Annotated in this window: 23 protein-coding genes; 9 read left to right on the top strand and 14 right to left on the bottom strand. The window is 69.3% G+C overall.

Annotated elements, in window-relative coordinates:
• Window positions 1-31: 31 nt before the first annotated feature.
• A complete protein-coding gene (locus JOD67_RS41875; protein ID WP_205117670.1) occupies window positions 32-1,330 on the top strand; it encodes a glycoside hydrolase family 32 protein in 1,299 nt (432 codons plus the stop codon).
• Here the strand turns inward: JOD67_RS41875 and JOD67_RS12840 are convergent.
• Entirely contained in the window at window positions 1,249-2,658 is a 1,410-nt protein-coding gene (locus tag JOD67_RS12840; protein WP_205117669.1) for an MFS transporter, read from the bottom strand. The genes JOD67_RS41875 and JOD67_RS12840 overlap by 82 nt on opposite strands.
• A gap of 87 nt (window positions 2,659-2,745) precedes the next feature.
• On the opposite strand from JOD67_RS12840, the gene JOD67_RS12835 reads away from it, so the two are divergent.
• Complete coding sequence (locus JOD67_RS12835; protein WP_205117668.1) at window positions 2,746-3,405, top strand: CGNR zinc finger domain-containing protein; 660 nt, start codon at window positions 2,746-2,748, stop codon at window positions 3,403-3,405.
• Window positions 3,406-3,726: 321 nt separating this feature from the next.
• On the opposite strand, the gene JOD67_RS12830 is transcribed toward JOD67_RS12835, so the two are convergent.
• Window positions 3,727-4,188 (bottom strand): SRPBCC family protein, encoded by a 462-nt coding sequence (locus JOD67_RS12830; RefSeq protein ID WP_205117667.1) that lies wholly within the window; start codon window positions 4,186-4,188, stop codon window positions 3,727-3,729.
• A 98-nt stretch (window positions 4,189-4,286) separates the two neighbouring features.
• Here JOD67_RS12830 and JOD67_RS12825 point away from each other — a divergent pair, with 98 nt between their 5' ends.
• From JOD67_RS12825 to JOD67_RS12815, 3 genes are all read left to right on the top strand, one after another.
• Window positions 4,287-5,369 carry a polyprenyl synthetase family protein gene (locus tag JOD67_RS12825; RefSeq protein WP_205117666.1) on the top strand — a complete coding sequence of 361 codons (1,083 nt, stop codon included), beginning with the start codon at window positions 4,287-4,289 and terminating at the stop codon, window positions 5,367-5,369.
• Window positions 5,366-6,217, top strand: coding sequence for a B12-binding domain-containing protein (locus JOD67_RS12820; protein WP_205117665.1), 852 nt, complete (start codon window positions 5,366-5,368; stop codon window positions 6,215-6,217). Before JOD67_RS12825 ends, JOD67_RS12820 begins: the two co-directional genes overlap by 4 nt.
• 136 nt (window positions 6,218-6,353) lie before the next feature.
• The gene (locus JOD67_RS12815) at window positions 6,354-6,767 is read left to right on the top strand and encodes a LapA family protein (protein ID WP_205117664.1); all 414 of its coding nucleotides are present in this window, start codon (window positions 6,354-6,356) and stop codon (window positions 6,765-6,767) included.
• A 395-nt stretch (window positions 6,768-7,162) separates the two neighbouring features.
• On the opposite strand, the gene JOD67_RS12810 is transcribed toward JOD67_RS12815, so the two are convergent.
• On the bottom strand, window positions 7,163-7,381 hold the full coding sequence (locus tag JOD67_RS12810; protein ID WP_205117663.1) for a CsbD family protein: 219 nt from the start codon (window positions 7,379-7,381) through the stop codon (window positions 7,163-7,165).
• A 284-nt stretch (window positions 7,382-7,665) separates the two neighbouring features.
• On the opposite strand from JOD67_RS12810, the gene JOD67_RS12805 reads away from it, so the two are divergent.
• Both JOD67_RS12805 and JOD67_RS41870 read left to right on the top strand, forming a co-directional pair.
• On the top strand, window positions 7,666-9,414 hold the full coding sequence (locus JOD67_RS12805) for a redoxin domain-containing protein (RefSeq protein ID WP_239553822.1): 1,749 nt from the start codon (window positions 7,666-7,668) through the stop codon (window positions 9,412-9,414).
• 104 nt (window positions 9,415-9,518) lie between these two features.
• A complete protein-coding gene (locus tag JOD67_RS41870; RefSeq protein WP_307782378.1) occupies window positions 9,519-10,676 on the top strand; it encodes a fasciclin domain-containing protein in 1,158 nt (385 codons plus the stop codon).
• Window positions 10,677-10,738: 62 nt separating this feature from the next.
• On the opposite strand, the gene JOD67_RS12790 is transcribed toward JOD67_RS41870, so the two are convergent.
• Together JOD67_RS12790 and coaA are read right to left on the bottom strand one after the other, a co-directional pair.
• On the bottom strand, window positions 10,739-13,327 hold the full coding sequence (locus JOD67_RS12790; RefSeq protein WP_205117661.1) for a helix-turn-helix transcriptional regulator: 2,589 nt from the start codon (window positions 13,325-13,327) through the stop codon (window positions 10,739-10,741).
• 95 nt (window positions 13,328-13,422) lie between these two features.
• Window positions 13,423-14,400, bottom strand: a complete 978-nt coding sequence (coaA, locus tag JOD67_RS12785) for a type I pantothenate kinase (protein WP_205117660.1) — start codon at window positions 14,398-14,400, stop codon at window positions 13,423-13,425.
• A gap of 97 nt (window positions 14,401-14,497) precedes the next feature.
• Here coaA and glmS point away from each other — a divergent pair, with 97 nt between their 5' ends.
• Window positions 14,498-16,348 carry a glutamine--fructose-6-phosphate transaminase (isomerizing) gene (gene glmS, locus JOD67_RS12780; RefSeq protein WP_205117659.1) on the top strand — a complete coding sequence of 617 codons (1,851 nt, stop codon included), beginning with the start codon at window positions 14,498-14,500 and terminating at the stop codon, window positions 16,346-16,348.
• A gap of 16 nt (window positions 16,349-16,364) precedes the next feature.
• Here glmS and JOD67_RS12775 read toward each other — a convergent pair whose 3' ends face one another.
• From JOD67_RS12775 to JOD67_RS12760, 4 genes are all read right to left on the bottom strand, one after another.
• Window positions 16,365-17,174 (bottom strand): Fpg/Nei family DNA glycosylase, encoded by an 810-nt coding sequence (locus JOD67_RS12775; RefSeq protein WP_205117658.1) that lies wholly within the window; start codon window positions 17,172-17,174, stop codon window positions 16,365-16,367.
• Complete coding sequence (locus tag JOD67_RS40050) at window positions 17,167-17,628, bottom strand: luciferase domain-containing protein (RefSeq protein ID WP_239553821.1); 462 nt, start codon at window positions 17,626-17,628, stop codon at window positions 17,167-17,169. Before JOD67_RS40050 ends, JOD67_RS12775 begins: the two co-directional genes overlap by 8 nt.
• Window positions 17,629-17,850: 222 nt before the next feature.
• Window positions 17,851-18,678: a nucleotide excision repair endonuclease gene (locus JOD67_RS12765; protein ID WP_205117657.1), complete on the bottom strand. Its 828-nt coding sequence runs from the start codon at window positions 18,676-18,678 to the stop codon at window positions 17,851-17,853.
• Entirely contained in the window at window positions 18,675-19,253 is a 579-nt protein-coding gene (locus tag JOD67_RS12760; protein WP_205117656.1) for a hypothetical protein, read from the bottom strand. The genes JOD67_RS12765 and JOD67_RS12760 overlap by 4 nt, the downstream gene beginning before the upstream one ends.
• 63 nt (window positions 19,254-19,316) lie before the next feature.
• Between JOD67_RS12760 and JOD67_RS12755 the strand changes: the two genes are divergently transcribed.
• A complete protein-coding gene (locus JOD67_RS12755) occupies window positions 19,317-20,258 on the top strand; it encodes a helix-turn-helix transcriptional regulator (protein WP_205117655.1) in 942 nt (313 codons plus the stop codon).
• Here the strand turns inward: JOD67_RS12755 and JOD67_RS12750 are convergent.
• The 5 genes from JOD67_RS12750 to rplM all read right to left on the bottom strand — a co-directional run bounded on the left by JOD67_RS12750 (window position 20,255) and on the right by rplM (window position 24,730).
• Entirely contained in the window at window positions 20,255-21,265 is a 1,011-nt protein-coding gene (locus JOD67_RS12750) for a GNAT family N-acetyltransferase (protein WP_205117654.1), read from the bottom strand. The two genes, JOD67_RS12755 and JOD67_RS12750, sit on opposite strands and share 4 nt — an antisense overlap.
• Before the next feature lie 11 nt (window positions 21,266-21,276).
• The gene (locus JOD67_RS12745; protein WP_205117653.1) at window positions 21,277-22,284 is read right to left on the bottom strand and encodes a GNAT family N-acetyltransferase; all 1,008 of its coding nucleotides are present in this window, start codon (window positions 22,282-22,284) and stop codon (window positions 21,277-21,279) included.
• Window positions 22,285-22,345: 61 nt separating this feature from the next.
• The gene (glmM, locus tag JOD67_RS12740) at window positions 22,346-23,692 is read right to left on the bottom strand and encodes a phosphoglucosamine mutase (protein WP_205117652.1); all 1,347 of its coding nucleotides are present in this window, start codon (window positions 23,690-23,692) and stop codon (window positions 22,346-22,348) included.
• Between the two features lie 14 nt (window positions 23,693-23,706).
• Window positions 23,707-24,261 carry a 30S ribosomal protein S9 gene (gene rpsI / locus JOD67_RS12735; protein WP_372442327.1) on the bottom strand — a complete coding sequence of 185 codons (555 nt, stop codon included), beginning with the start codon at window positions 24,259-24,261 and terminating at the stop codon, window positions 23,707-23,709.
• Between the two features lie 25 nt (window positions 24,262-24,286).
• Window positions 24,287-24,730: a 50S ribosomal protein L13 gene (gene rplM, locus JOD67_RS12730; RefSeq protein ID WP_205117651.1), complete on the bottom strand. Its 444-nt coding sequence runs from the start codon at window positions 24,728-24,730 to the stop codon at window positions 24,287-24,289.
• Window positions 24,731-24,999: the final 269 nt, after the last annotated feature.

Genomic DNA, 24,999 nt, shown 5'->3' with positions numbered 1-24,999 from the left:
CCATCCTCGCAGAGACAGTAGTCTTGCGGCTGTGCCGGCCGATCATCACTTCCCGCGCTTCCATGTCCGCCCGCCCCGTGGCTACGTCAACGACCCCAACGGCCCTGTGTACGTGGACGGGCGTTGGCACCTCTACTTCCAGTACGTGTCCGACACGCCGCGCCGCGGTGCGGTCGCCTGGGGACACGCGAGCAGCGCCGACCTGGTGACGTGGCAGTACCACCGGCCCGCGATCAGTCCGGATCCGGACGGGATCGACCGCGACGGCTGCTGGTCGGGCAACGCGGTCGTCACCGACGACGGCCTGACGGCGTTCTACTCGGGCTTCCGGCAGGGGCATCCGTACCAGTCGGTGGTAGCAGCGACGTCGGTCGACGGCGGCGCCTCATTCGGGCCGCCGGTGCCGGTGGTGGCGGATCCGTCACCCGAGGAGCAGGTCAAAGAGTTCCGCGACCCGTTCGTCTGGCAGCACGGCGAGGGCTGGCGGATGGTGGTCGGCTCGGGTCGTGCGGGCGGGCCGGGGACGGCCCGGCTGTACGCGTCGACCGACCTGACGTCATGGACGTACGAGGGCCCGTTCGCGGAGCTGCCGCGGACGCGAGGCGCCGACTACGACACGGGTGAGATGTGGGAATGCCCACAGGTGTTGACGTTCGACGGCCAGGACGCGCTGCTGATCAGCCAGTACTCGTGGACCAGCGGTGGGACGAACGACGTGTTCTCCCTTGTGGGTGAGACCGTGCACCGGGTCGACCTCGGGACGAACTTCTACGCCGCGTCGGCGATGCGTTCGAGCCCAGTCGGTCCGCTGGTGTGGGGCTGGGTGACCGAGGGGCGTACGCAGGAGTGGACGGTCGAGGCGGACTGGTCGGGGATGCTCTCGCTGCCGCGTTCGGTGTCGCTCGCCTCGGACGGACGGCTGGCTTCCGTGCCGGTCGAAGCCCTGACGGCACTGCGGAATCAGCGCGTCGAGTCTCTTGACGACCTGCCGGCCCAACTGGAGGTCTCTGCCCGGGTGGCGGGATCCGCGCGGCTCACGCTGCACTGCGGGCCGGACGAGCGGTTGGTCGTGGAGGTGGCGGACGGAACGGTGACCGTCGACCGGGACGCCGCGAGCTCCGACCCCCGCGCGCACGGCGGACGGTTCACGTTCGCCGAGCCGGGCGAGGAGCTCACGCTGCGCTGGTTCCTGGACGGCTCGGTCAGCGAGCTGTTCACCGGCAGCGGCCGCAGCTCGACCGTCCGCTTCTACCCCACGACCCCACCGCCGTGGCGGCTCGAGGTCGAGGGCGACGCCTCCGTCGAGGCGTGGACGCTCGGCGCGGACTGACGACCGATCGCCGCCACAGCAGCGCCGAGAGCGGCCGCGAGCATGGCCGCGAGGAAGGCGATCCGGTAGCCGGTCAGGTTGTCGGCCGGGATCCCGGCGAGCCCGACGAACACGGCGAGTCCGATGGCGGTGCCGATCTGCCCGCCGGAGGTGAGGAATCCTGCCGTCGTTCCCGACTCGTCCGCTGACTCCTTCCCTGCCAGTCCGATGAATCCAGCGTGGGCAACGGCGGCGCCTACGCCAAAGACCAACCAGGCAAGGAGGAACGGGTGCCAGACCGTGCTCCGCGCGTCGACGGTGAGGAGGAGCCCGATCCCGACGACGATGACGACCATGCCGGAGATCATCGCGGCGTGGTGTCCTCGACGCCGGATGATCGCGCCGCCGAGGACGGCGCCGGAGATGAGGCCGACGTTCGCGGGGATGAAGCCGAGACCCACCTGAAGTGGGGTCGCGTCGCGGAACGTCTGCAGGAACAGTCCGTAGAAGAAGATCGGCGTGTTGATCGCCGCGCCGTGCAAGGTCGCGAGAACGATCGGCTGCAGCGCGGGCCAGCGACGCAGTGAGGACGGAACGAGGGGGTGCCGGCCGTGGCGTTCCCGCTTCAGCCACACGACCACGAGAACGACGCTGATGGCGAGCGGGAGGACGCCGATGGGCATGCCCTGTTGCAGTCCCGTGAGGCCGAGGACGAGCAGGGTCGCGGCTGCCGACGGGAGGCTGGCGTTCAGCACGTCGACCCGGCGTTGAGCGGATCGCTGCTCGGGCTGGAACCGGCCGAACGCGGCCTTCGCCAGCAGAACCGTCACCAATGGAGCGAGTGCCAGCAGCAGGAACGTCGCTCGCCAGCCGTGGTTGGCGATCATCCCTCCGCCGGTGACGGCGATGAGTCCTCCGGCGCCGCCGGCGACGTTCCACCAGATCAGCGCCCGGTGACGGTCCGCGCCAGCGGCGAACCCCGTGGCCAGCAACGACACCATCGCCGGTGTGTAGAGCGCCATGCCGATTCCCTGAGCGACGCGGGCGAGCAGGAGCACCGCGAAGTGCGGAGCGATCGCCGCGGCGATGCTGCCCGCCGCCATCAGGAGCGATCCGGCGACGAGGATGCGTGGTCCCCCGTACCGATCGGCCAGGCGGCCCGCCACCAGCAGACCACCGGCGTACGTCAGGGCGGTCGCCCCGACGACCCATTGCAGCAACGCCGGGGAGATCCGCAGGTCGGCGCCAATCGAGGGCAGGACGATCGCCACCGCTTGGAACGCCACCACGACCCCGAGCTGGCCGAAGCCGAGCGCCGCGATGCGAAGGTTCGCATGGTCGGCCGCCACGAGTGACCCTTCCCTTCGTCCACCGGCTAAAGTCGGATAGGTGGAATCAGGGCGACCGTACCAGCAAAACGCGGTTAGGCGGTAGACGTGCAGGAACTGGACGCGCGCATCGACGCGCAGGGACCAAGCGTCGGCGGCGCGCTCTGCCTCGACTTCGCCAACACGGTCGAGCCGAGGGGCGGCACTCCGGACACCGACCTGTCGACGGTTCCCGACCTCCGGGACGACCTGAACGACGGCTACGACCTGGTCGCCTGGGGTTTCCGTCAGGGGCTCTACGACCGGCCACGCGCCGCGGAGCTGTGGCACCTGGTCGAGTCCACCGACCTGCTGAGCCGAGCCCTGACCCTCCGTGATGCGGTCTACCGGGTCTTCACCTCGCTCGTCGTCGGCACCGCACCTGCTGCCGGCGATGTCGCCGTGCTTCGAACAAGCAGCGCGGAGGCGTTGGCGGCCGCTACCTGGCAGCCTCGCGTCGGCGGCCTCGACCTCAGCTGGCCCGACCCGGACCCGGGAGTCGTGCTCGGGCAGGTGGGTCTGTCCGCGCTCGACCTGCTCCGCGACCCCGCGTCCGCCAGGATCAAGCTCTGCCCTGGCTTCGGCCGCGGCGGAACGTCGTGCGGCTGGCTGTTCCTGGACACGACGAAGAACAGGTCCCGACGGTGGTGCAGCATGTCCGACTGCGGCAACGTCAGCAAGAGCCAGCGGCAATCCAGGCGTCGACAGGACCAGCGCGCCTCACGCTGACGATCCTCCGCCGCGACGAACGTCGGCCAGCTGGCCGATTCTTTCTTGCCCGCTTAGCCTCGATCTTTCGTCCGGCCGTTGGTTCGCCCGGTCCGGCCGACCTGGGGCCAACGATCATGTTTACATGATCATTAGCCGCTTTACGTGGGGTGGACGCCAGGTAGAGCGGCCACTGGCCGGGTAAGGCGACCACAACGCTTCACCTACGGAGTGCTTCCCGCTCAGATCACTCGAGACGTCGCACTCCCAAGGCTCCCCAGCAGGACAGGCACTTCCGTCATTCGCAGGCCAGCGTCGCCCACCAACACCTGAAATCACGCCCTATGGCGTGGGTCGGTCGACGTCGCCGCGCCAGGCGCCGGTCTCGGCGCCGCGTGCTTCGATGAACGTCTTGAACTTGCCAAGGTCCGCCTTGATCTGGGCGTCGATGATGCCCACCTTGTCGCCGATCTTCTCGGCGAGGTTCTCGGGCTCGAGGTCGAGTTGCACCATCACCTTGGTCTGCGTGGGCGAGATGCGGTGGAACGTGACCACGCCGGACTGGCGGGGCGAGCCGCTCTCGGTGGTCCACGCGACGCGTTCGTCCGGGACCTGTTCGGTGATGCGGGTGTCGAACTCGCGGCGTACACCGGCGATGTTGGTGACCCAGTGGTTGCGCTGGTCGTCGAGCTGGCTGATCGACTCCACCCCCGACATGAAGTGCGGGAAGTCCTCGAACTGAGTCCACTGGTTGTAGGCGGTCGTGACCGGAACCTCGACCTCGATCGACTGTTCGGTACCCATACTGCTCCTTCGATTGTCGTGTAGCCCGGGCCTACCCTGGGTTTTAGTGCTAAAACAAAGCGGTAGATGGTTTCGGGTAGACGGTCGAAGGAGGGCCGATGGCGACGGTCCACGCAGGTTCTCTCCACGGCTCGCCGGCCGAGGGCGGAGTCACCGCCTTCGTCGGCGCGGTACGGGCGCACCTGCACGACCTGATCGACACCGAAGCGGCCCGCTGTCAGCTCGGTGAGGTCGGTGGCCTGTTCGCAGAGCTCCGCACCGCCCTGGACGGCGGGAAGGGACTCCGGCCGGCGTTCTGTCACGCCGGCTACGTCGCGGCTGCTGGCCGGTCGGCCGGCGCGCTCGATGGGGACTTGGTACGGGCCGGGGCCGCGTTGGAGCTCCTCCACACGTTCGCGTTGATCCACGACGACGTGATGGACGGGTCACCGCTCCGACGCGGGCGTCCCTCTGTCCATGCGGCCCTCGCGGCGACCCATCGCGAGCACGGTTGGCGCGGCGAGGTGCGGCGGGTGTCGGAGGGGATGGCAGTGCTCGTCGGGGACGTCGCGTTCACGCTGGCGCACCGGCTGGCCGCCGAGTTCCGGCCGGCAGCGAGCCGGATCTGGCACCGGCTCTGCGGCGACCTGATGATCGGTCAGTACCTCGACCTGCACGGCAGCGCCACCGGCAACCCGACCGTCGACCATGCCGCGGCGGTCGCCGTTCTCAAGTCCGCCCACTACACCGTTCTCGGTCCGCTGCGGCTCGGGTACGCGCTGTCCGGGAGTCCGACGTTCCCGGACGGCCTGAGTCAGTACGGGCTGCTGCTCGGGGAGGCGTTCCAGCTCCGGGACGACCTGCTCGGCGTGTTCGGCGATTCCGCCGAGACGGGCAAGCCCGTCGGCGAGGACCTGCGGAACGGCAAGCCCACCAGGTTGTTGGCAATCGCCACGGAACGCGCCACAGGAGCGCTGGAGCAGCGGATCCTCAAGCGGGTGGGCGATCCGGAGCTCAGCGACGACGACGTCGATGAGCTCGTCGAGGTCGTGGAGTCCACCGGCGCTCAAGCCGAGGTGGAATACCTCATCTCCCAGGCGGTGCGGCGATCGGTAACAGCGCTTGAGGATTCGGCCCTTCATCCCGACGCGGTGCCGGCGTTGACCAAGCTGGCCTACCAGACCGCCTGGCGGTCCCGGTGACTGACAGTGCTCCGTCGATCGACCTGACCGAGGCAGCTCGGCGGCTCGGCGTGCATTACATGACCGCCTATCGGTACGTGCGGCTCGGGCGGCTGGCCGCGACCCGTAGCCGCGGGCGGTGGTGGATCAGCCCCGACGACCTCGCCAACGTCACACCGGGTCCGGTGCGGACACGCTCGCGGCGCCGTACCAACGACGTACCGCGTCGTGGGCATCCGTCGCGGGTCTACGCGAGTCGGTTGGAGGATCGGCTGGTCGCTGGCGACGAGCCGGGCGCGTGGGCGGTCGTCCAAGCAGCGTTGGCCAGTGGTGCCGATCCGACCCAGGTCGTCCTGCACACGATCGGCCCGGCCATGCGGGCGATCGGGGACGGCTGGGAGAGCGGCCGGTTGTCGGTGTTCGACGAACATCGCGCCACCGCGGTCGCCGTACGGGTGTTGGGACGCCTCGGCCCGTTGTTCCGCCGGCCAGGGCGTCCCGGCGGAACGGTGCTGCTCGCGGGGGTGGCCGGGGATCCGCACGCGCTGCCGGTGGCGTTGACGGCAGATGTCCTGCGTGGGGCGGGTTTCGCGGTGATCGATCTCGGCTCGAACACGCCGGTCGAAGCGGTGGTCGACGCGGTCGTCGCCACCCCCGCGCTGGTGGCTGTCGGGGTGTCCGTGAGTGCCGACGGGCACGCCACCGCGGCCCGCCGTACCGCTGCCGCCGTCCGCCGGGCACGGCCCGGCACTCCGGTGGCGATGGGCGGACCCGCGGTCCCCGATCTGGCCACCGCCCGATCCCTGGGTGCCGACCTGTGGGCGGCGGACGCCGGACAGTTCGCCACCGTGCTGAGGGAGCTCACGTGATGAGGCATGTGCCCGTTTTGTGTACCCGCAGGAACCAGTCGCCCTGCGTGCTCCTATCGTTGCGAGATCGAGTCGGTGATGTTCTCGTGAGTGGGTACGAGTGGTCCGGCACGACAACCACCAAGGGGGTCACCTGATGGACCAGCGACCGCGTCAGCCGTCCAGCGAAGAGCCGCCGGCCACCAAGGACGTCCCGGAGACGTCTGCTCCCGTCGCGGTTCCCGTCGAACCGGCGAGCGCTGAGGTCGAGGCCCCGAAGCACGCAGCGCCGAGTCCCGAAGCGCCGAGGCCGGGAGCCAAGGAGACGCTCCGGTCCCGTACGGGTGGGTTGTGGGTCGTGTTGATCGCCGCGACTGTCGTGCTGATTCTGCTGCTGGTGTTCGTGTTGCAGAACCAGCAGAAGGTCCAGATCTCGTTCCTCGCCGCGGAGGGGTCGCTCCCGCTGGGGGTCGCCTTGCTGTTCGCCGCGATCGCCGGCGTGCTCATCGTCGCCATTCCTGGCACCGGCCGCATCCTGCAGCTCCGCCGTAGGGCTCGCCGGAAGCTTTAGGCCGCGTCTGTCAAAGATCGCCTGACGCGCGCCACCTCGCATCCCGCCTGGCCGCGACCTAACCTCGGGATGTCAGGTGTTGGTGGGCGACATTGGCCTGGGAAGATGGAAGTGCCTGTCATGCTGGGGATCTTGGGACGGCGACGTCTCGAGTGATCCGAGCGGGAAGCACTCCGTAGGTGAAGCGTCGTGGTCGCCTTACCCGGCCAGTGGCCCCTCTACCTGGCGTCCACCCCACGTAAAGCGGCCAATGACCATGTAAACATGAATCATTGGCCCCCCGGGGCGGGCCTGGACCGGGCGAACCCACCGTTGGACGAAAGATCGAGCCTAACGCCGAGGCCAGCACGACGTGGGCTCTCTGACCCATCCGTCGTGCTGGCCTTGTTTGTTGCCTACTTCTTGTCGTCCCGACTGAGCGCGTCCTTGACCGCGTCGCCAGCCTTGTCGGCGGCATCGCTCAGCTTGTCGCCGGCCTGCTGCAGCTTGGACTTCGCCTGCTCGCCGCGACCTTCGGCCTCGAGCTCTTCGTTGTCGGTGACCTTGCCGAGAGTTTCCTTGGCCTGGCCTACGACTTCGTCCTTCTTGTGATCCAGCTTGTCGCTCTCGCTCATGGAAGCACTCCCCTTCAGCCGACGCGCCTGACACCGAGACAGCACGCCAGGTAGCGCGTCCGAACATCGACAGTCGTCGACGGGCCACCTCTACCCCGCTTCGCTCACCTCACGCCGGAATCGCTCGTCAAGCTTGCGTGCCAGACCCATCCACGACTGCGACAGCTCCGAAGTGAGGGTGACCTCTGACTTACCGATGAGTGGAGTTGCTTTCGATGATCACGCTGGCCTTGATCGGCTTGGTGGGCGGTTTGATCACGGGGGTTTCTCCGTGTGTGTTGCCGATGTTGCCGATCATCTTCTTTGCGGGTACGGCCGGCAAAGAAGAGAACCAACCCGACAAGCAGGCCGGCAAGGCGGATGGCTCGCCGGGCAAGGCGGGACGGCATAGCCGCACCGACGCTGCCGGTGGGGTGTTGGTGGATGAGGTTGTCGAGGCAGCGCCGAAGAAGGCGAAGCGGGATTTTCGGCCGTTGCGGATCATCGCGGGGATCGTGGTGAGTTTCAGTGTGTTCACGTTGTTGGGTTCGGTGATCTTGTCGTTCCTGGGCCTGCCGGACAGCTTCCTACGCTGGGCCGGGCTGACCGTGCTGGTGCTGGTCGGTCTGGGCCTGATCTTCCCGGCGTTGGGGCATCTGATCGAGAAGCCGTTCTACCGGCTCCCGAAAGTCACCCGCAACGCCAACGGCGCGTTCGTCCTCGGCCTCGGCCTCGGCACGTTGTATGTGCCGTGTGCCGGCCCGGTGTTGGCCGCGATCACCGTCGCCGGTGCGACGGGGCAGATCGGCTGGCGCACCGTCGTGTTGACGGTGTCGTTCGCGGTCGGTGCGGCGCTGCCGCTGCTGGTGTTCGCCGCCGCCGGCTCGAGGATCGCACGCAGGGTGAAGGCGTACCGCGACCACGCCCGCGGGTTCCGGATCGGCGGCGGGATCGTGATGATCCTCCTCGCCATCGCGCTGGGGTTCGGTGTGACCGATCTGCTGCAGAAAGCGTTGCCGAACTACACCGGCGGGTTGGAGAAGAAGGTCGCCGAGTCCGACACCGTCCAAGGCGTCCTCGCCCCCGCCATCGGTGAGGGCGGGGAAGAGTTGGCGAAGTGCACGCCGGGGGCGGCGGAGTTGGCGTCGTGTGGGGCGGCGCCGGAGTTCCGCGGCACCCAGCGATGGTTCAACACCCCCGACAACCAGCCCGCGACGGTGGCGGGGTTGAAGGGGAAAGTGGTGTTGGTCGACTTCTGGGCCTACTCCTGCATCAACTGTCAACGCGCCACCCCCCACCTGTTGGCGTGGGACCAGACGTACGGGCCGTTGGGGTTGCAGATCGTGGGGATCCACTCCCCGGAGTTCGCGTTCGAAAAGGACCCCGGGAATGTGGCGGCGGCGATCCGGAAGGAGAAGATCGGCTACCCCGTCGGGCAGGACAACAACCTGTCCACGTGGACCGACTACCGCAACCGGTACTGGCCCGCGAAATATCTCATCGACGCCCAAGGGATTGTGCGGGCGATCAAGTTCGGCGAAGGCGACTACGGACAAGTCGAAAACCAGTTCCGCCAACTCCTGAAAGACGCCAACCCCGAGGTGAAGCTCCCCGACCCGGTCGACGGGACCGTCAAAGCCGACAACCCCGGCGCCAAAGGCACCACCCCCGAAACGTTCCTGTCCTACGCCCGCGCCACCAACTACCAAGGCACCGGGACACTCACCCCCGACGACGGACGGGTGTTCGGGCTCAACCCCAACCAGCCCAACGACACCTTCAGCCTCGGCGGGACCTGGGCCGTCGACTCCCAACACCTCACCGCCACCACCAACGCCCAAGTACGACTCAACTTCAACGCCGCGAAGGTCTACCACGTCCTGTCCGGCCAAGGCACCGTCACCATCAAGATCCCCGGTAAGCCGGACAAGACCATCAACGTCAAAGGCACCCCCAACGCCTACCAACTCCTCGACCAACCCAACGCCGAGCGCAACACCATGACCCTCACCTACAGCCCAGGCATCTCCGCCTACACCTTCAGCTTCGGCTGAGCACAGCTTTCTCGAGATTCCACCCATCCAGCGGGCCGTTGGCACCGAACACCAAGCGGGCCTCCGAACGGCGGGGCGCTTTCAAGACAGAGGAGCACCACCTCATGAAGACCATCCGATCTCGATTCCGCTTCGGCGTGATGTTCGCCGGTGTGGGGCTGCTGGCCATGGTGGGTGCGGCCTGTGGCAACACCGCCGAGCCCACGACGCAGAACGAGCCCGCCCCCACGACGAGTGCGTCTTCTGAGGCGCCGGACGCGATGGGCGCCGGCATGGTCGGTGCCGGGTGCGCCGGCTACGCCGACCAGGTCCCCACCGGACCTGGTTCGGTCGAAGGCATGGCCAAGGACCCGGTCGCGGTCGCCGCCAGCAACAACCCGCTGCTGAAGACCCTGGTGTCGGCGGTGTCGGGGAAGCTGAACCCGAAGGTCAACCTCGTCGACACCCTCAACGGGGCCGAGTTCACCGTCTTCGCCCCGGTCGACGACGCGTTCGCCAAGATCGACGCCAAGACCATCGAGACGTTGAAGACCGACGACAAGATGTTGTCGAAGATCCTCACCTACCACGTCGTGGCCGGGCAGCTCGCCCCCGACGCCGTGGTCGGCGACCAGAAGACCGTCGAAGGTGGCACCGTCAAGGTCACCGGTACCGGTGACGACCTCAAGGTCAACGACGCTTCGGTCATCTGCGGCGGAGTGAAGACCGCCAACGCCACCGTCTACCTCATCGACACCGTCCTCACACCCCCCGCCGACAGCGGCGCGATGGGCGCGGGCATGGTCGGCTCCGGGTGCGCCGGCTACGCCGACCAGGTCCCCACCGGCCCCGGCTCGGTCGAAGGCATGGCCAAGGACCCCGTCGCCGTCGCCGCCAGCAACAACCCGCTCCTGAAGACCCTCGTCTCCGCCGTCTCCGGCAAGCTGAACCCGAAGGTCAACCTCGTCGACACCCTCAACGGCGCCGAGTTCACCGTCTTCGCCCCCGTCGACGACGCCTTCGCCAAGATCGACGCCAAGACCATCGAGACGCTGAAGACCGACGACAAGATGTTGTCGAAGATCCTCACCTACCACGTCATCGCCGGGCAGCTCGCCCCCGACGCCGTGGTCGGCGACCAGAAGACCGTCCAAGGCGGCACCGTCACCGTCACCGGCTCCGGCGACGCCCTCAAGGTCAACGACGCTTCGGTCATCTGCGGCGGCGTCAAAACCGCCAACGCCACCGTCTACCTCATCGACACCGTCCTGATGCCGATGTAGTGCACGGTTCGCAACCGTCACCCCGACTCTGCCGGCGCCGCGAGGCGCCGGCAGAGTCATGCTCAGGTGGTGGGCGACTGCGCGGCGAGCCAGTCGGCGAGGTCGGAACGCTTCGTCAATCCTGTCTTGACATAGATGCGCTGCAGGTGGTTTTCCACCGTACGTACGGAAAGAACGAGCCGCGCGGCAATCTGCCGGTTGGTCAGGCCGGTCGCCGCAAGAGTCGCGACCTGTTGCTCACGTTCGCTCAACGGGCTCGACGACGCCGCCGAGGCCCACCAGCGGAACGGGCCGGTGTCGCACAGCGCGAGCAGCCGGTCCCGTTCGCTCGTCGCGCGACCCGCCGCTCGCCGGTCTCCCGCGGCGAGGAAGCGCGCAGCCGCTGTGTCGACCACCTCGGCCGCCTGGTGGATCATGCCGAGCTCCGCGTACCGGGCCGAAACGTCCAACAGGGATTGAGCATCCCCCGACGCCAACGCGCGGATGTGCCCCTCGTGTGCGTGCGGAACGGGCGAGTCGCACAGCGACGCGAGGTCGCCCACCTGCGACGCGGCCCGCGAGACGTACCCGAACCGAGCCATCAGATGCAACGCCTCGACCGCGCGGCGCGGCTGCGACTCCGCGACGCAGGACGCGACGAGCCGGTCCAGCCGGTCGTACGCGGACCGCATCGATCCCTCGCACCCCTCGACGAACGCGTACGCGAGCTGGTCCTGCTCGATCAGCGCCCGCACCGCGGGGGACGCGGCGGCAAGCGACTCCGACTCCGCCATCGCGGCGCGGGCTTCGGCGATCCGCCCACACGCGGCCTCGGCGGTGGACAGACCGGACAGCGCGAGGCGAACGAAGTACCCGAGGCTGAGATCCCTTGCCAGGCTGACGCATTCCCGAAGTCCCTGGGCGGAAGCTTGGAACAGCCCGCGGGCGAAGTCCACCTGAGCCCTCACCCGTAGGCCGTAACAGATGAACTCGGCCCAGTCCCACGCCGTCCCGGCCGCGATGTGCTGCTCGGCGACCTGTTCGGCCTCGTCCAGCCGGCCCGCGGTCACCAGGATCCGCCCGTAGCCGGCGAAACGGGTCGGCAGCGCGGCGGCCTTCTCGTACGCCTGCGCGAGCTGCAGCGCCTCGTCGCTCCGGCCGACCTGCTCCAGCGCCATCACGAGCGTGGGTACGGGTCCGACCTCGGGCTGGTCGAGGAACCCGGGCTCGGCCTCAGCGACGTCGATGGCCGCGCGGTAGTCGCCGCCGTAGACGAGTGCCTCGATCCGTACGCACGCCGCGGCGTGCCGGACCGTAGGCGGCAGCGGGGTCGGGAGCGCGTCGAGGTAGGCGAGCGCGAGGTCGGGGCGTTGCAGCCCCTCGCAGAAGTTCTCGCCGCGGATCCGCAGGAACGCGGCGAACTGGGCGTCGTCGAGCTCGCGCGGATCGAGCCTGGCGAGCAGGTCCTCGGCCTCGGCGAAGCGACCCTGGTAGCCGACCGCACGGGCGAGCCTCAGGGTGCGCGCGGGAAGGGTCGGGTCGGCGGCGGCCGCGAGGCGCTCGGCAAGGGCGGGGTCGAACAGCAGCAGCGCCCGGCTGGCGGCGGCGAGCAGGTCGGGGTTGTCGGGGCGTTCGCCGGCGTCGAGGCTGAGCGTGACCCAGCGCAGGAGCTGGTCGGGGTCCGTGGGTTCCTTCATCGCGCGGACGAGCGCCCGCCGGAGCCGCCGTGCGGTGACGGGCGACATGCCGGCACGGAGGACCTCGCCGTACAGCGGATGCGGCAGCTGAACGGTGGCGCCGGAGCTGTCCGGGTGCAGCAGGCCGCGGTCGACGAGGGCCTCGACCCGTTCGTCGGGGACGACGGCGGCGAGCAGGTCCACGTCGATCGGCTCGCCGAGGGCGACCAGCCTCAGCGTCTCGAGCTCCGGGTCGGAGCAGCCGTCGAACCGTTCCTGCAGCAGGTCGGTGACGCGGCTGCTCAACGTACGCGCGCCCGTCCACTGCCAGACGCCGTCGATCTGGCGCAGGCTGGCGTCGGCAAGGCCAGCCTCGACGAGCTCACGGAGGAACAGCGGGTTGCCGCCGGTCGCGCGGCCGAGGCGGGACGTGGTGAGTGTGTCGACCGGCCCGGCGAGCGCACCCTCGAGCAGCTGGCGGACCTGCGTGGTCTGGAACGGCGTCACGTCGATCCGGGCCGCGCCGCCGTCGCGCCAGAGTCGCTGGATCGCGTCGGGGCAGCGCTGGCCGGACCGTACGGTGGCGAGCACCCGGAACGCGCCGCTCGATGCGAGCTGGTACACGAGCGCCGCCGACCCGTCGTCGAGCAGGTGCGCGTCGTCGACGACCAGCACGGGCCGGTCGGGGCTCGGCGTGGCGGCGAGCAGGCGGGTGCTGATCTGGTGCAGGAGCAGGGTCTCGCTGGTCTGCGGAACGTCGTCGCCGAGGAACCTGACGAACGGGCCGAACGGCACGCCCGCGCTGGCCTGGGTCGCGGCGACCCACTCGATCGCGCGGCCTGCCTGGCCGAGGTCATGGGCGAGCTCCCGCGCGAGGCGGGTCTTGCCGACACCGGCGTCGCCCACGAGAACAGCGGCCCCGGGCTCGGCCACGAGGGCACGCCTCGTCGCCTCGTACTCCCCCGTGCGGCCGCGGAGCGGCCATGCGCCCACCATGTACCCCTCCCTCCCAGAACCCATCCTCGCGCCCGGAGTGCAACGATGAACAGGCTTTGAGCGGATCAGCGGCCCCAGGAGGCGCTGAACGGGGGTCAGACCTTGCGGAGCCGGACCCGGGTCACGGTGTGGTCGACCGCCTTGTGCAGGACGAGCCGTGCCCGCCCCCGCGTGGGCAGGATGTTCTGCTCGAGGTTGGGGCCGTTGATCGAGTCCCAGATCTGTCCCGCCAGCGTGACCGCCTCGGCTTGGCTGAGGTCGGCGAAGCGGCGGAAGAACGAGGCCGGGTCGCGGAACGCCGTCTCGCGCAGCTTGAGAAATCGGTTCACGTACCACTGCCGCACGTCACCCGGCGCCGCGTCCAGGTAGATCGAGAAGTCGAAGAAGTCGCTCACCGCGAGCCCGCGCCGCCCGTCGGTGCGGATCCGCGCCGGCTGCAGCACGTTCAGTCCCTCGACCAGCAGGATGTCCGGCGAGTGCACCTCGAGCCGCTTGTCGGGAACGATGTCGTACACCAGGTGCGAGTAGATCGGCGCCGTCACCACCGGCACGCCGGACTTCACCGCGACCACGAAGCGCAGCAGCGCGCGCTGGTCGTACGACTCGGGAAAGCCCTTTCTCTCCATCAGGCCACGACGTTCAAGCTCCGCGTTCGGCAGCAGGAAGCCGTCGGTGGTGACCAACTCCACACGCGGATGGTCCGGCCAGCGCGCCAGCAGCTCGCGCAGCAGCCGCGCGACCGTCGACTTGCCGACCGCCACCGAGCCCGCGACGCCGATGACGTACGGCGTCCGCGTGGTCATCGCGTCGTCCGGCCGGCCGCGTTCGCCGCCGAGGAACGTATTCGTCGCCCGATGCAGCTGCCCGGTGGCCCGTACGTACAGGTTGAGCAGCCGGGTGAGCGGCAGATAGACCTGACGTACCTCGTCCAGGTCGATCTCGTCGCCGAGTCCCCGCAGCCGCTCGACCTCCGTCGCCGTGAGCGGCATGGGGGTCTGCTCGGCGAGCTTCGCCCACGCCTCCCGATCGAGCTCGACGTACGGCGTCGCAGCGGCCTCCCGAAGTCGTTGCATACCCCAAACCTACGGCTCGCCTACCACAGTCCCGGAAGCCGGCGCCAATTATCCCCAACCGCCACGACGAAACTCGGCAGGCCTTACGCTGGCTCGCATGTGTGGAATCGTCGGATACGTCGGCCCCGCGGAAGCGGTCGGCGTCGTGATCGAGGGCCTTCGCCGCCTGGAGTACCGCGGGTACGACAGCGCGGGCGTGGCCGTTCCCGACCAGGACGGCATCCAGCTGCGCAAACGCGCCGGCAAGCTGGCGAACCTGGTGCAGGCCCTCGACGAGGAGCCGCTGCCGGCGTCCAGTACGGCAATGGGCCACACCAGATGGGCCACGCACGGAGCGCCGACGGACCCGAACGCGCACCCGCACCTCGACTGCGAGGGCCGGATCGCGGTGGTCCACAACGGGATCATCGAGAACTTCGCCACCCTGCGCGCCCAGCTCGAGGCCGACGGGCACAAGCTCGCCTCCGAGACCGACACCGAGGTCGTCGCGCACCTGCTCGAGGACGCGACCGAGCGCGCGAACGGCGACCTCGCCGCCGCCATGCGCGACGTCTGCCGCCAGCTGCACGGCGCGTTCACGCTCGTCGCGGTCGACGCCACCCAGCCTGACCTCATCGTCGCCGCCCGCCGCAACTCCCCGCTCGTCGTGGGCCGCGGCCAGGGACAGAACTTCCTCGCCTCCGACGTCGCGGCGTTCATCGCCCACACGCGCGAGGCGATCGAGCTCGGCCAGGACCAGGTCGTCTCGATCACCGCCGACGAGATCGTCGTCACTGACTTCCACGGCGAACTCGCCGAGACCAAGGACTACACGGTCGACTGGGACGTGTCTGCCGCAGAGAAGGGCGGCCACGACTACTTCATGCTGAAGGAGATCGCCGAGCAGCCGCAGGCGGTCGCCGACACGTTGCTCGGCCGGCTCACCGAGGCGGGCGACATCGTTCTGGACGAGGTGCGCCTCACCGACCAGGACCTGCGCGACGTCGACAAGGTGTTCATCGTCGCGTGTGGCACGTCGTACCACGCCGGCATGGTCGCGAAGTACGCGATCGAGCACTGGACGCGGCTCCCCTGCGAGGTCGAGCTGGCGAGTGAGTTCCGCTATCGCGACCCGGTGCTCGACCGTTCCACGCTGATCATCGCGATCTCGCAGTCCGGCGAGACGATGGACACGTTGATGGCGATCCGGCACGCGAAGGAGCAGAAGGCGCGCGTGCTCGCGATCTGCAACGCGAACGGATCGACGATCCCGCGCGAGTCCGACGCCGTGCTCTACACCCACGCTGGTCCGGAGATCGCGGTCGCGTCGACGAAGGCGTTCCTGACCCAGCTCGCCGCCTGCTACCTGGTCGGTCTGCACCTCGCGCACGTTCGCGGCATCAAGTACGCCGACGAGGTCGCGGCCGTCGTCGCGCAGCTGCAGGCGATGCCGGGCAAGGTCGAGCAGGTGCTGGAGACGATGGAGCCGGTACGCGAGCTCGCGCGACAGATCGCGGACTCCCGTTCGGTGCTGTTCATCGGCCGGCACGTGGGCTTCCCGGTGGCTTTGGAAGGTGCGCTGAAGCTCAAGGAGCTCGCGTACATGCACGCCGAGGGCTTCGCCGCCGGCGAGCTGAAGCACGGGCCGATCGCGCTGATCGACAAGGGCACGCCGGTCGTGTGCGTCGTTCCGTCGCCCGCGGGGCGCGGCGTGATGCACGACAAGGTCGTCTCGAACATCCAGGAAGTGCGTGCGCGCGGTGCCCGGACGATCGTGATCGCGGAGGAGGGTGACGTCGCGGTCGAGCCGTACGCGGACCACCTGATCCGCGTGCCGCGGACGCCCACCGTGCTGGCGCCGCTCGTCACGGTGGTGCCGCTGCAGGTGCTCGCCTGCGAGATCGCTGCCGCCCGCGGCAACGACGTCGACCAGCCGCGCAACCTGGCGAAGAGCGTCACCGTCGAGTAGGTCCGGCGGCCGCCGGTCAGCCCTTCTGGCAGGTGGGGCACCAGTAGAGGTTGCGGCCGGCGAGGATCGTCTTCGAGACGACCGTGCCGCAGACGTGGCACGGCTCCTCCGCGCGGCGGTAGACGTACACCTCGCCGCCGTGGCGGTCCTTGCGGGCGGCCCGGCCCATCGCCCGCGGCAGGTGCTCCGGGCGGACGGTGTCGATGCGGCCGACGCGTACGCCCCGGCGCATCAGCGTCACCAGGTCGGCCCACAGCTCGTCCCAGAGCGCGCGGTCGACCTGGCGACCCGGGAGCATCGGGTCCACCTGGTGGCGGAACAGGATCTCGGCGCGATAGACGTTCCCCACGCCCGCCAGCACCTTCTGCTCCATCAGCAGCGCGGCGATCGACAGCTTCGACTTCTTGATGCGCGCGTACGCCAGGTCCGGGTCGGCGTTCTTGCGCAACGGGTCGGGTCCGAGCCTGGCGAGCAGCTCTCTGCGCTGCGGCGCGGTGATCAGCTCGCAGATGATCGCCCCGCGCAGGTCGACGACGTGCGTCTCGCCGACCATCCGCATCCGTACCTGCCCGACCGGCGGCAGCTCCGGGAGCGGCAGCGAGCTGAACTCGCCGATCAGCCCCAGATGGACGTGCACGATCGCGTCCGGTCCGTAGTGGTGGAACAGGTGCTTGCCGTACGCCTCCGCCCGCTGCAGCACGCGGCCGTCGACCAGCGCGGCGGAGGCGGTGAAGCGGCCCTGCGGGCTCGAGACGCGCACGGGCCGCCTGACGAACAGCTTCTTGTGCTCGCGCGCGAGCCGATGCAGGGTGTGGCCCTCAGGCATGGGCGCTCCGGGCGAACGCGAGGCTCTCCTCGATCAGGCCCAGGACGATCGCGAGCTCGGCGTCGTCGCGCGGCCCGTAGACCATGATCTCGGTGTCGTGCTCGACGTACCCGTGCGGCTCGCCCCAGCCGAGCGCGCACACCTCGGCGGCGCGCTCGCGCGGCAGGCACAGGTGCAGGCTGGTGTCGGTGACGCCGTGCAGGTGAACGGGTTCCAGCGGCGGTTCGGGGTTGAGCGAGGTCGCGGGGTCGGTGACGTTGCGCAGGTCGTCGAGGAGCAGGGCGCGCGAGGAAGGGACGGAGACGCCGCTCAGGCCTTCGACGACGCCTTGCAGCGTCGTGGCGGCGTGCACGAGCCGGCCCCACAGCTCGGGCGAGGAATGCTGGTCGAGCTGGCGATGCGGTCCCTCGTCGGAGGTGGCGGGGCGTGCTCCCGAGCGCGGCGTTAGCGTCACACCCGCGAGGCTAGCGCGGCCTGACGCTTTCGAATGAAGGGCACCTTCATTCAAACCTATTGAATGAAGGTGCCCTTCATAAGAACCTCCTCGAGCGAGGGGACCCTCCGCCCTTCGCGAAAGTGTGGGGTTCTGGTCGCGACACGCTGGCGTGTCGCGACCAGAACCCCACAGTTTGATGGGACATGGTGGATGGGCCGGCCTATTGAATGAGGGTGCCCTTCATTCGAAACGCGGCGGGGGCCTGAACTCGCCGATGGCGGCCAGGGCGTCGGCGGTGACGAGGGCGGCGAACGTCTCCCGTGTCATCGGCCGCGCGGGCAGGCCGTGCCGCAGCCTCAGCTTGCGCAGCGCGACCGGACCGTACGCGAAGAAACCCCGCGCCGCGTCGCGGTCACGTCTCAAGCCTGGTTGGAGATACGGCTCGCGGTGACCGATCGGGAGGTTCGCGAGCAGCCGGTCGCTGGTGCCACTGAGGAAGCTGTGCAGCTGCCGGCGCAAGTCCGGGTTGACAGGCACCTCGAAGCTCACGGGCGCCGAGCGGGTCAGCTTCGCCGGCACGCGTTGCGCCGGGTCTTCGGACGCCGCCCACAGCAGCCGGAGGAACGCCGTGTAGCCGTCACTGCACGCGAGGCCAGGCGGACTCCCGACTCCCTTGCCCAGATGGGGAAAGCACCCGTACACCGTGCCGCCGACCGGCTCGAGCCGGAGCGTGAAGCTCAGCCGGTCGGCGACACCGGGCGCCAGCACGATGTGGTTCCAGACCCCGAGCGGGCCGGCGTTGTGCGGTGGCGCGAGGGCCGTGATCAAGTCGGTCTCCCACGCGACCGCGGCGGCCTCGTCGGGCAGCTCGCGCCAGCGCACCTCGGCGACGCGTTCGTACAGCTCTGCCAGCCGTTCCGGCGAAGGCTTCGCGACGGCGTGCTGCTTGAGCCGACGCCGGAGGTGGCCGGCCTTCCCGACGTACAGCAGCTCGGTCCGCACGCCGAGCATGAAGTACACGCCCGGCGTATCGGGCGCTCGCGCGGCCGCGTCGAGGAGAGCGCTCACGCGGTACGGAGCTGCGCGTGGTGCGAGGCGACGTGCTTGTCGGGCAGCACGAGCTGACCGGCCGGCATCGCCTCGAACGCTGCCGGGATGTCGCGGAGTCGGCGGATCATCAAGCCCTCCACGTGGTTCGGATGGTTGGCGTACTCAGGCTCCCAGAAGTGCACCCAGCCGACCAACTCGGTCACCTCGTCCTCGGTCAGGCCGTCGACGAACTCCAGCGTGGTCGAACCGAGCCAGGCGCACTCGTCCAGCAGTTGCTGCCAGCTCAGCTCCAGGCCGCGGACGCGGATGGACTCGTTCCGCGAGTCCACGTCCATCCCGCCTCCGTCGTCGTCCGACCAGTCCTTCCGGTCCCCGTTGATCTCCTCGCGCGTCGGCGCCACGCCGCTGAAGGCGCCGCGGACGTTCACGAGGTGGAAGCGCACGTAGGCCTGCACGTGGTTGACGACGTCGTGCGCGGTCCAGGTGCCGCACACGTCAGGTGTACGCGTCGCCACCGGGTCGAACGACCCGACCGTCGCCGTCCACTCGCCCCAGTCCTGCTCGAACCTCTTGGTCACTTCGGCTCTGTCCATGTCCCTTACGGTTTCAGCCGATGTAGACATCTGGTGTCTTATTCATCCGCTACTTTCAAGACCATGCGCGCCGAGCGACTCCTCCGGATCGTGATGCTGCTGCAGACCCGCGGCCGGGTCACGGCGGCGGAGCTCGCGCGCGAGCTGGAGATCTCCACGCGTACGGTCAAGCGGGACATGGAGGCGCTGAGCAGCGCCGGGATCCCCGTGTACGCCACGCGGGGCGGGGCGGGCGGTTGGCGGCTCGTCGAGTCGTACCGCACCAGCCTGACCGGCCTCACCACCAGCGAGGCCCTGTCGATCGTGGTCGGCCACACCCACGGCGTCCTCGCCGACCTCGGGCTCGACGACCCGGGCGACGGGCCGATCCTCAAGGTGCTCGAGACGATCGCACCCAGCGCCCGTGCTCGCATCGACCACGCTCGCGAACGCATCCACGTCAACGACGGGTCGTGGGGAGACCAGGCCAAGCCACCGGATCCCGCACTTGTCCAACTACAGAAGGCGATCTGGGACGATCGCGTCGTGCGGATCAGGTACGGCACCTCGCCGACGAGCGTCCGACTGCAGCCGTACGGGCTGGTCCGCCAGGGCACCTGGTACCTCGTCGCTCGCCGAGGGTCCGAGCTGCGGACCTACCGCGTGTCCCGCATCCACCAGCTCGAGAGCACCGAGGAGACGTTCGCGCGCGAGGCCGGCTTCGACCTCGCGAGCCACTGGCAGGAGGCGGGCAGGAGCTTCGCCGCGAGCCATCCCCGCTATCTCGTCGAGCTGAGACTCCGCGGCGACGCGTTGATCCGCGCCCGCTGGGTGTGGGCCCGCGAACGCGCGATCGGCGAGCCCGACGCCGACGGCTGGGTACGGGCGACGTTCGACCTGCAGGACGCGGAGAACGCGCAGACCGTGATCCGCCAGCTCGGCGCCCAGACCGTCGTCGAGGCCCCCGACGAGCTACGTCAGGCGACGATCGCCTACGCCCGTGGAGTCCTGGACGTCAACGGCTAGGGCGTGAGCGTGCGCTGCCAGCCCTGGTTGTACTCGAAGATCCGGTAGCCGAGCTCCTCGTTCACCGCGACCATCGGGCCGTTCTCCTCGGCGTTCCAGGTGTCGATCCGGGTGACCTCCGGGTGCGCGGTCTGCAGCGCTCGGAGGTTCGCGACCTTCACCGCGAGGCCCAGCCGGTGACCGCGATGCTCGGTGAGTACGAGCGTGTCCCACTGGGATCCTCGGCTGGGGTCGTGCTTGGTCACGACGGCCTGGGTGTGCGCCACGACGGTCCCGTCGGGGGCGATCGCGACCGTGGCGTACAGCGTGCGCCCCTGGCGTTCGAGGTTGGCCTCGTCCTCCCGGAGCCGTTCGACGTCCCACTCGGCGACGTCGTACGAGATCTCGCCCGTGGGCGCTTCAGTGTCCAGCAACGCCTTCAGGTTCGCGTACTGCTCGGCGTACTCGTCGGGGCACGGACCCTCCCAGGACACGATCTGGTAGTCCGACGCGCGCTCTTTCGCCTTGGCAGCAAGGGCATCCAGCCGATCATCGGGTACGGGGAGCAGCTGCCGCCGGCGTACCTCGGTGATCCCGTGCGTGAAGCCGTGCTTGGTGAAGAACCCCACCCCGGGCCAGTCGGTGACGCCGACCGGGATGTGCAGTCCGCCGATGAGGTTGGTCCGGCCGTTCTGCCGGGCGAACTCGATGAGCGCGTCGAGCAGCGCGGTGCCGATGCCCTGGCGCCGATGCTCGGGCGGAACGCAGATGTTGAGCTCGAGGCGCTGCAGATTCTCCCGCTGCGGAAGGCCGGCCCAGGCCCCACCCACGCAGCGATCGGCATCGTCGTACGCCCCGAACGGAGCCATCGGGAACGCCGCCGACGGGTGCCGATACACCGCGGCGGCCTCAGGCGAGGTCCAACCGCCCGGGTCGGTGCGGCCGGCCTCGAACCCGACCGTGTACGTGTCGTACCAGGTCCGGAAGGCCGCGTCGTCGTGCGGATCGACACGTCGAACGGTCGTCATCGCCAGGCCGCCTACGCGAGGTTCCGCTGATACTCGTGGCTGTACTCCACGATGCGGTAGCCGAGCTCCTCGTTCACCGCGACCATCGGGCCGTTCACCTCGGCGTTCCAGGTGTCCATCCGGGTGACGTCGGGGTGGGCGGTCTGGAGCGCCCGGACGTTCGCGATCTTCACCGCGAGCCCGAGCCGGTGGCCGCGGTGCTCGGCCAGAACGAGCGTGTCCCACTGGTAGGCGCGGGTCGGGTCGTGCTTCGTCACCGCTGCCTGCGTGTGCGCGGCGACCGTTCCGTCCGGTGCGATCGCGATCGTGCTGAACAGCGTTCTGCCTTGCAAGGTTGCGACTTCTTCCTCGTCGCGGAGCCGCTGGACGTCCCAGTCGGGGACGTCCCAGTGGACGTCTCCGGTCGGCGCCTCGGTGTCGAGCAGCGCCTTCAGGTGCGCGTACTGCTCGGCGTACTCGTCCGGACAGGCTCCGTTCCACGACACGATCTTGTAGTCGCCGGAGCGCTCGTCCGCCTTCGCCGCAAGGGCATCGAGCCGTTCGGCCGGTGCGGGCAAAGGCTGTTGTCGCCGGACCTCCATGAGGGCAAGGCTGAAGCCGTGCTTCGTGGCGAACGCGACGCCCGGCCAGTCCTCGACGTCGACGGGGACGTCGACACCGGCGAGCATGGTCGTCCGGCCGTCGGCCAAGCCGTGCTCGATGAGCGCGGCGAGCAGCGCGGACCCGATTCCCTTCCGGCGATGCTCGGGCGGGACGCCGACGTTGAGGTTGGCCCGCTGGAGATTCTCCTTCTGCGGAAGGGAGGCGAACGCCGCGCCCACACACCTTCCGTCATCGTCGTACGCGGCGAACGGGGTCCGCCGGATGGACGGGTCCGGATGCCGGTAGGCGACCGTGATCTCCGGATAGGTCCAGCCGGTCGGATCGGTGCGATCCGCCTCGATACCGGCGGCGAGGGCGTCGTACCAGGCCCGGAATGCCGCGTCGTCATGCGGATCGACGCTACGTACGGTGGTCATGGGCAGGCAGCCTAGCCGCATGACGGGTGGGGAAACCCGATTTAACCCGGCGGGATCTCGGTCAGAGGGCGAGCGACTGCTTGACCGTGCGGGCGAGGTCCTCCGCCACCCGGTGGGCCTGCTCGAACGTCGGCGCCTCGACCATCACGCGAACCAGGAGCTCGGTGCCGGAGGGGCGCAGCAGCACGCGGCCGGTGTCGCCGAGGTCGGCGGTGGCCGCTTCGACGGCCTTGCGGACCGAGGAGTCGGTGTCCGCGCGGGACTTGTCGACGCCGCTGACGTTGACCAGGACCTGCGGCAGGCGGGACATGACGCTCGCGAGGTCGGCGAGCGAGCGGCCCGTCTCGGCCATCCGGGACATCACGTGGGCCGCGGTGAGTACGCCGTCGCCGGTGGTGGCGTGGTCGAGCAGGATCACGTGGCCGGACTGTTCGCCGCCCAGCGCGTACCCGCCGGCCTTCATGGCCTCGAGCACGTACCGGTCGCCGACCTTCGTCTGCTCGACGTCGATGCCCTGCTCACGCATGCCGAGGACGAAGCCGAGGTTGCTCATCACGGTCGCGACGACCAGGTTGTTGCGCAGCCTGCCGGCGTCGCGCAGCCCGACCGCGAGGACGGCCAGCAGCTGGTCGCCGTCGACGACGTTGCCCTCGGCGTCGACCGCGAGGCACCGGTCGGCGTCGCCGTCGTGGGCGATGCCGAGGTCGGCGCCGTGCTCGAGGACTGCCGCAGCGACGGCGTCGAGGTGCGTCGAGCCGCAGTTGTCGTTGATGTTGAGGCCGTCCGGCTCGGCGTACAGCGCGATGACCGTCGCGCCGAGCCGCCGGTAGGTCTCCGGAGCGGTGCGGTAGGCGGCTCCGTTCGCACAGTCGACGACGACCTTGAGGCCGTCGAAGCGATGCGGGACGGTGCCGACCAGGTGGGAGACGTACGTCTCGAACCCGCTGCCGTCGTCGGTCACCCGGCCGACGCCGGCGCCGGTGGGGCGCTGCCAGGGCTCGCGCAGGCGGGCCTCGATCGCGTCCTCGATGGCGTCGTCGAGCTTGTGACCGCCCTTGGAGACGAACTTGATCCCGTTGTCCGGCATCGGGTTGTGCGACGCGGACAGCATCACGCCGATGTCGGCGTTCAGGTACGCGGTGAGGTGCGCGAGCGCGGGCGTGGGCAGGATGCCGAGCCGTACGACGTCCACCCCGGCGCTGGCGAGGCCAGCGATGACCGCGGCCTCGAGGAACTCACCCGACGCGCGGGGATCGCGCCCGACCACAGCGGTCGGGCGGTGACCCTCGAACGCGCCGGCCTCACCGAGGACGTGCGCGGCAGCAACGGACAGGTCGAGCGCGAGCTCGGCCGTGAGCAAGCCGTTGGCGAGCCCACGTACACCGTCCGTACCAAACAGTCGCCCCATCGTGGAGCGGCCGCTCAACGCTTCGAGTACTGAGGAGCCTTACGAGCCTTCTTCAGACCGGCCTTGCGCCGTTCCTTGGCCCGCGCGTCCCGCGTCAGCATGCCGGCGCGCTTGAGCGGGGGCCGGTTGGTGTCGTGGTCGACCTCGTTCAGCGACCGCGCGATGCCGAGCCGCAGCGCGCCGGCCTGGCCGGTCACGCCGCCGCCGTGGATGCGCGCGATGACGTCGTAGCGGCCCTCGAGGTCGAGGATCACGAACGGCTCGTTGACGTGCTGCTGGTGAACCTTGTTCGGGAAGTACTTGTCGAGCGGCTGACCGTTGATCGTCCACTGGCCGGTGCCGGGCACCAGACGGACCCGCGCGACGGCCTCCTTGCGGCGGCCCGTCGCGGAAGCGGGGCCGATCGCGGCCGGTCGCGGCGCGGCGGCCTCACCCGGAGCGCTCTCCGAGCTGTAGGCGACGCCGGTGCCGGAGTCGTCGGAGGACGTCGTGTAGTTGCCACTGAAGTCCTCGTCGATCGTGTCGACGTCGGGCGCGGCGGCCGGAGTGTCCGTTGTGGTGTCGCTCACAGGTTTCCTCGCATATGCGCAGCGGTCACTGCGCGATCTGGGTGATCTCGAACGTCTGGGGCTGCTGGGCCTTGTGCGGGTGTTCGGGGCCCGCGTAGACCTTCAGCTTCTTCAGCATCTTCCGGCCGAGTCGGTTCTTGGGGAGCATGCCCCAGACCGCGCGCTCAATGGCGCGGCGCGGGTTCTTGTCCAGCAGCTCGCCGAACGGGACCGAGGTCAGTCCACCCGGGAAGCCGGAGTGCCGGTGGGAGAGCTTGTCCTCGCGCTTGTTGCCAGACAGCGCAACCTTGCCGGCGTTGACGACGACAACGAAGTCGCCGGTGTCGACGTGAGGTGCGAACGTCGGCTTGTGCTTACCCCGCAGCAGAGTCGCCACGTGGCTCGCGAGCCGCCCGAGGACGACATCGGTCGCGTCGATGACGTGCCACTCGCGGGTCACCTCGCCGGGCTTGGGGCTATACGTGCGCACAGTCGTGGGCCTTCACTGGTCGTCGTGGTCGTTCTGGGAGTTGCTTTGCGGCTTACACCACGTTACGCGTGACGTAAACCATGCTCGAGAGGTGGGTACAGAGTCGCGCCGGTACCTCGCGCACACGCGTCAGCAGGCGCAACGACCGCCCAGGATACCCGGTAGAACATGGACGGGTCAAAGTGGGGGCTTGGCGGGCTCTCCGTGGTTCCGCTGCCGTCCTCTCTGGAGATGCTGTCTTGGAGCGAGCTAGCTCTCCGGGTCGCGGG

The sequence above is a fragment of the Tenggerimyces flavus genome (assembly GCF_016907715.1).
Taxonomy (GTDB): Bacteria; Actinomycetota; Actinomycetes; order Propionibacteriales; family Actinopolymorphaceae; genus Tenggerimyces; species Tenggerimyces flavus.
The sequence above is the reverse complement of the archived record's forward strand: the minus strand, read 5'-3'. Positions and strand labels throughout refer to the sequence as shown.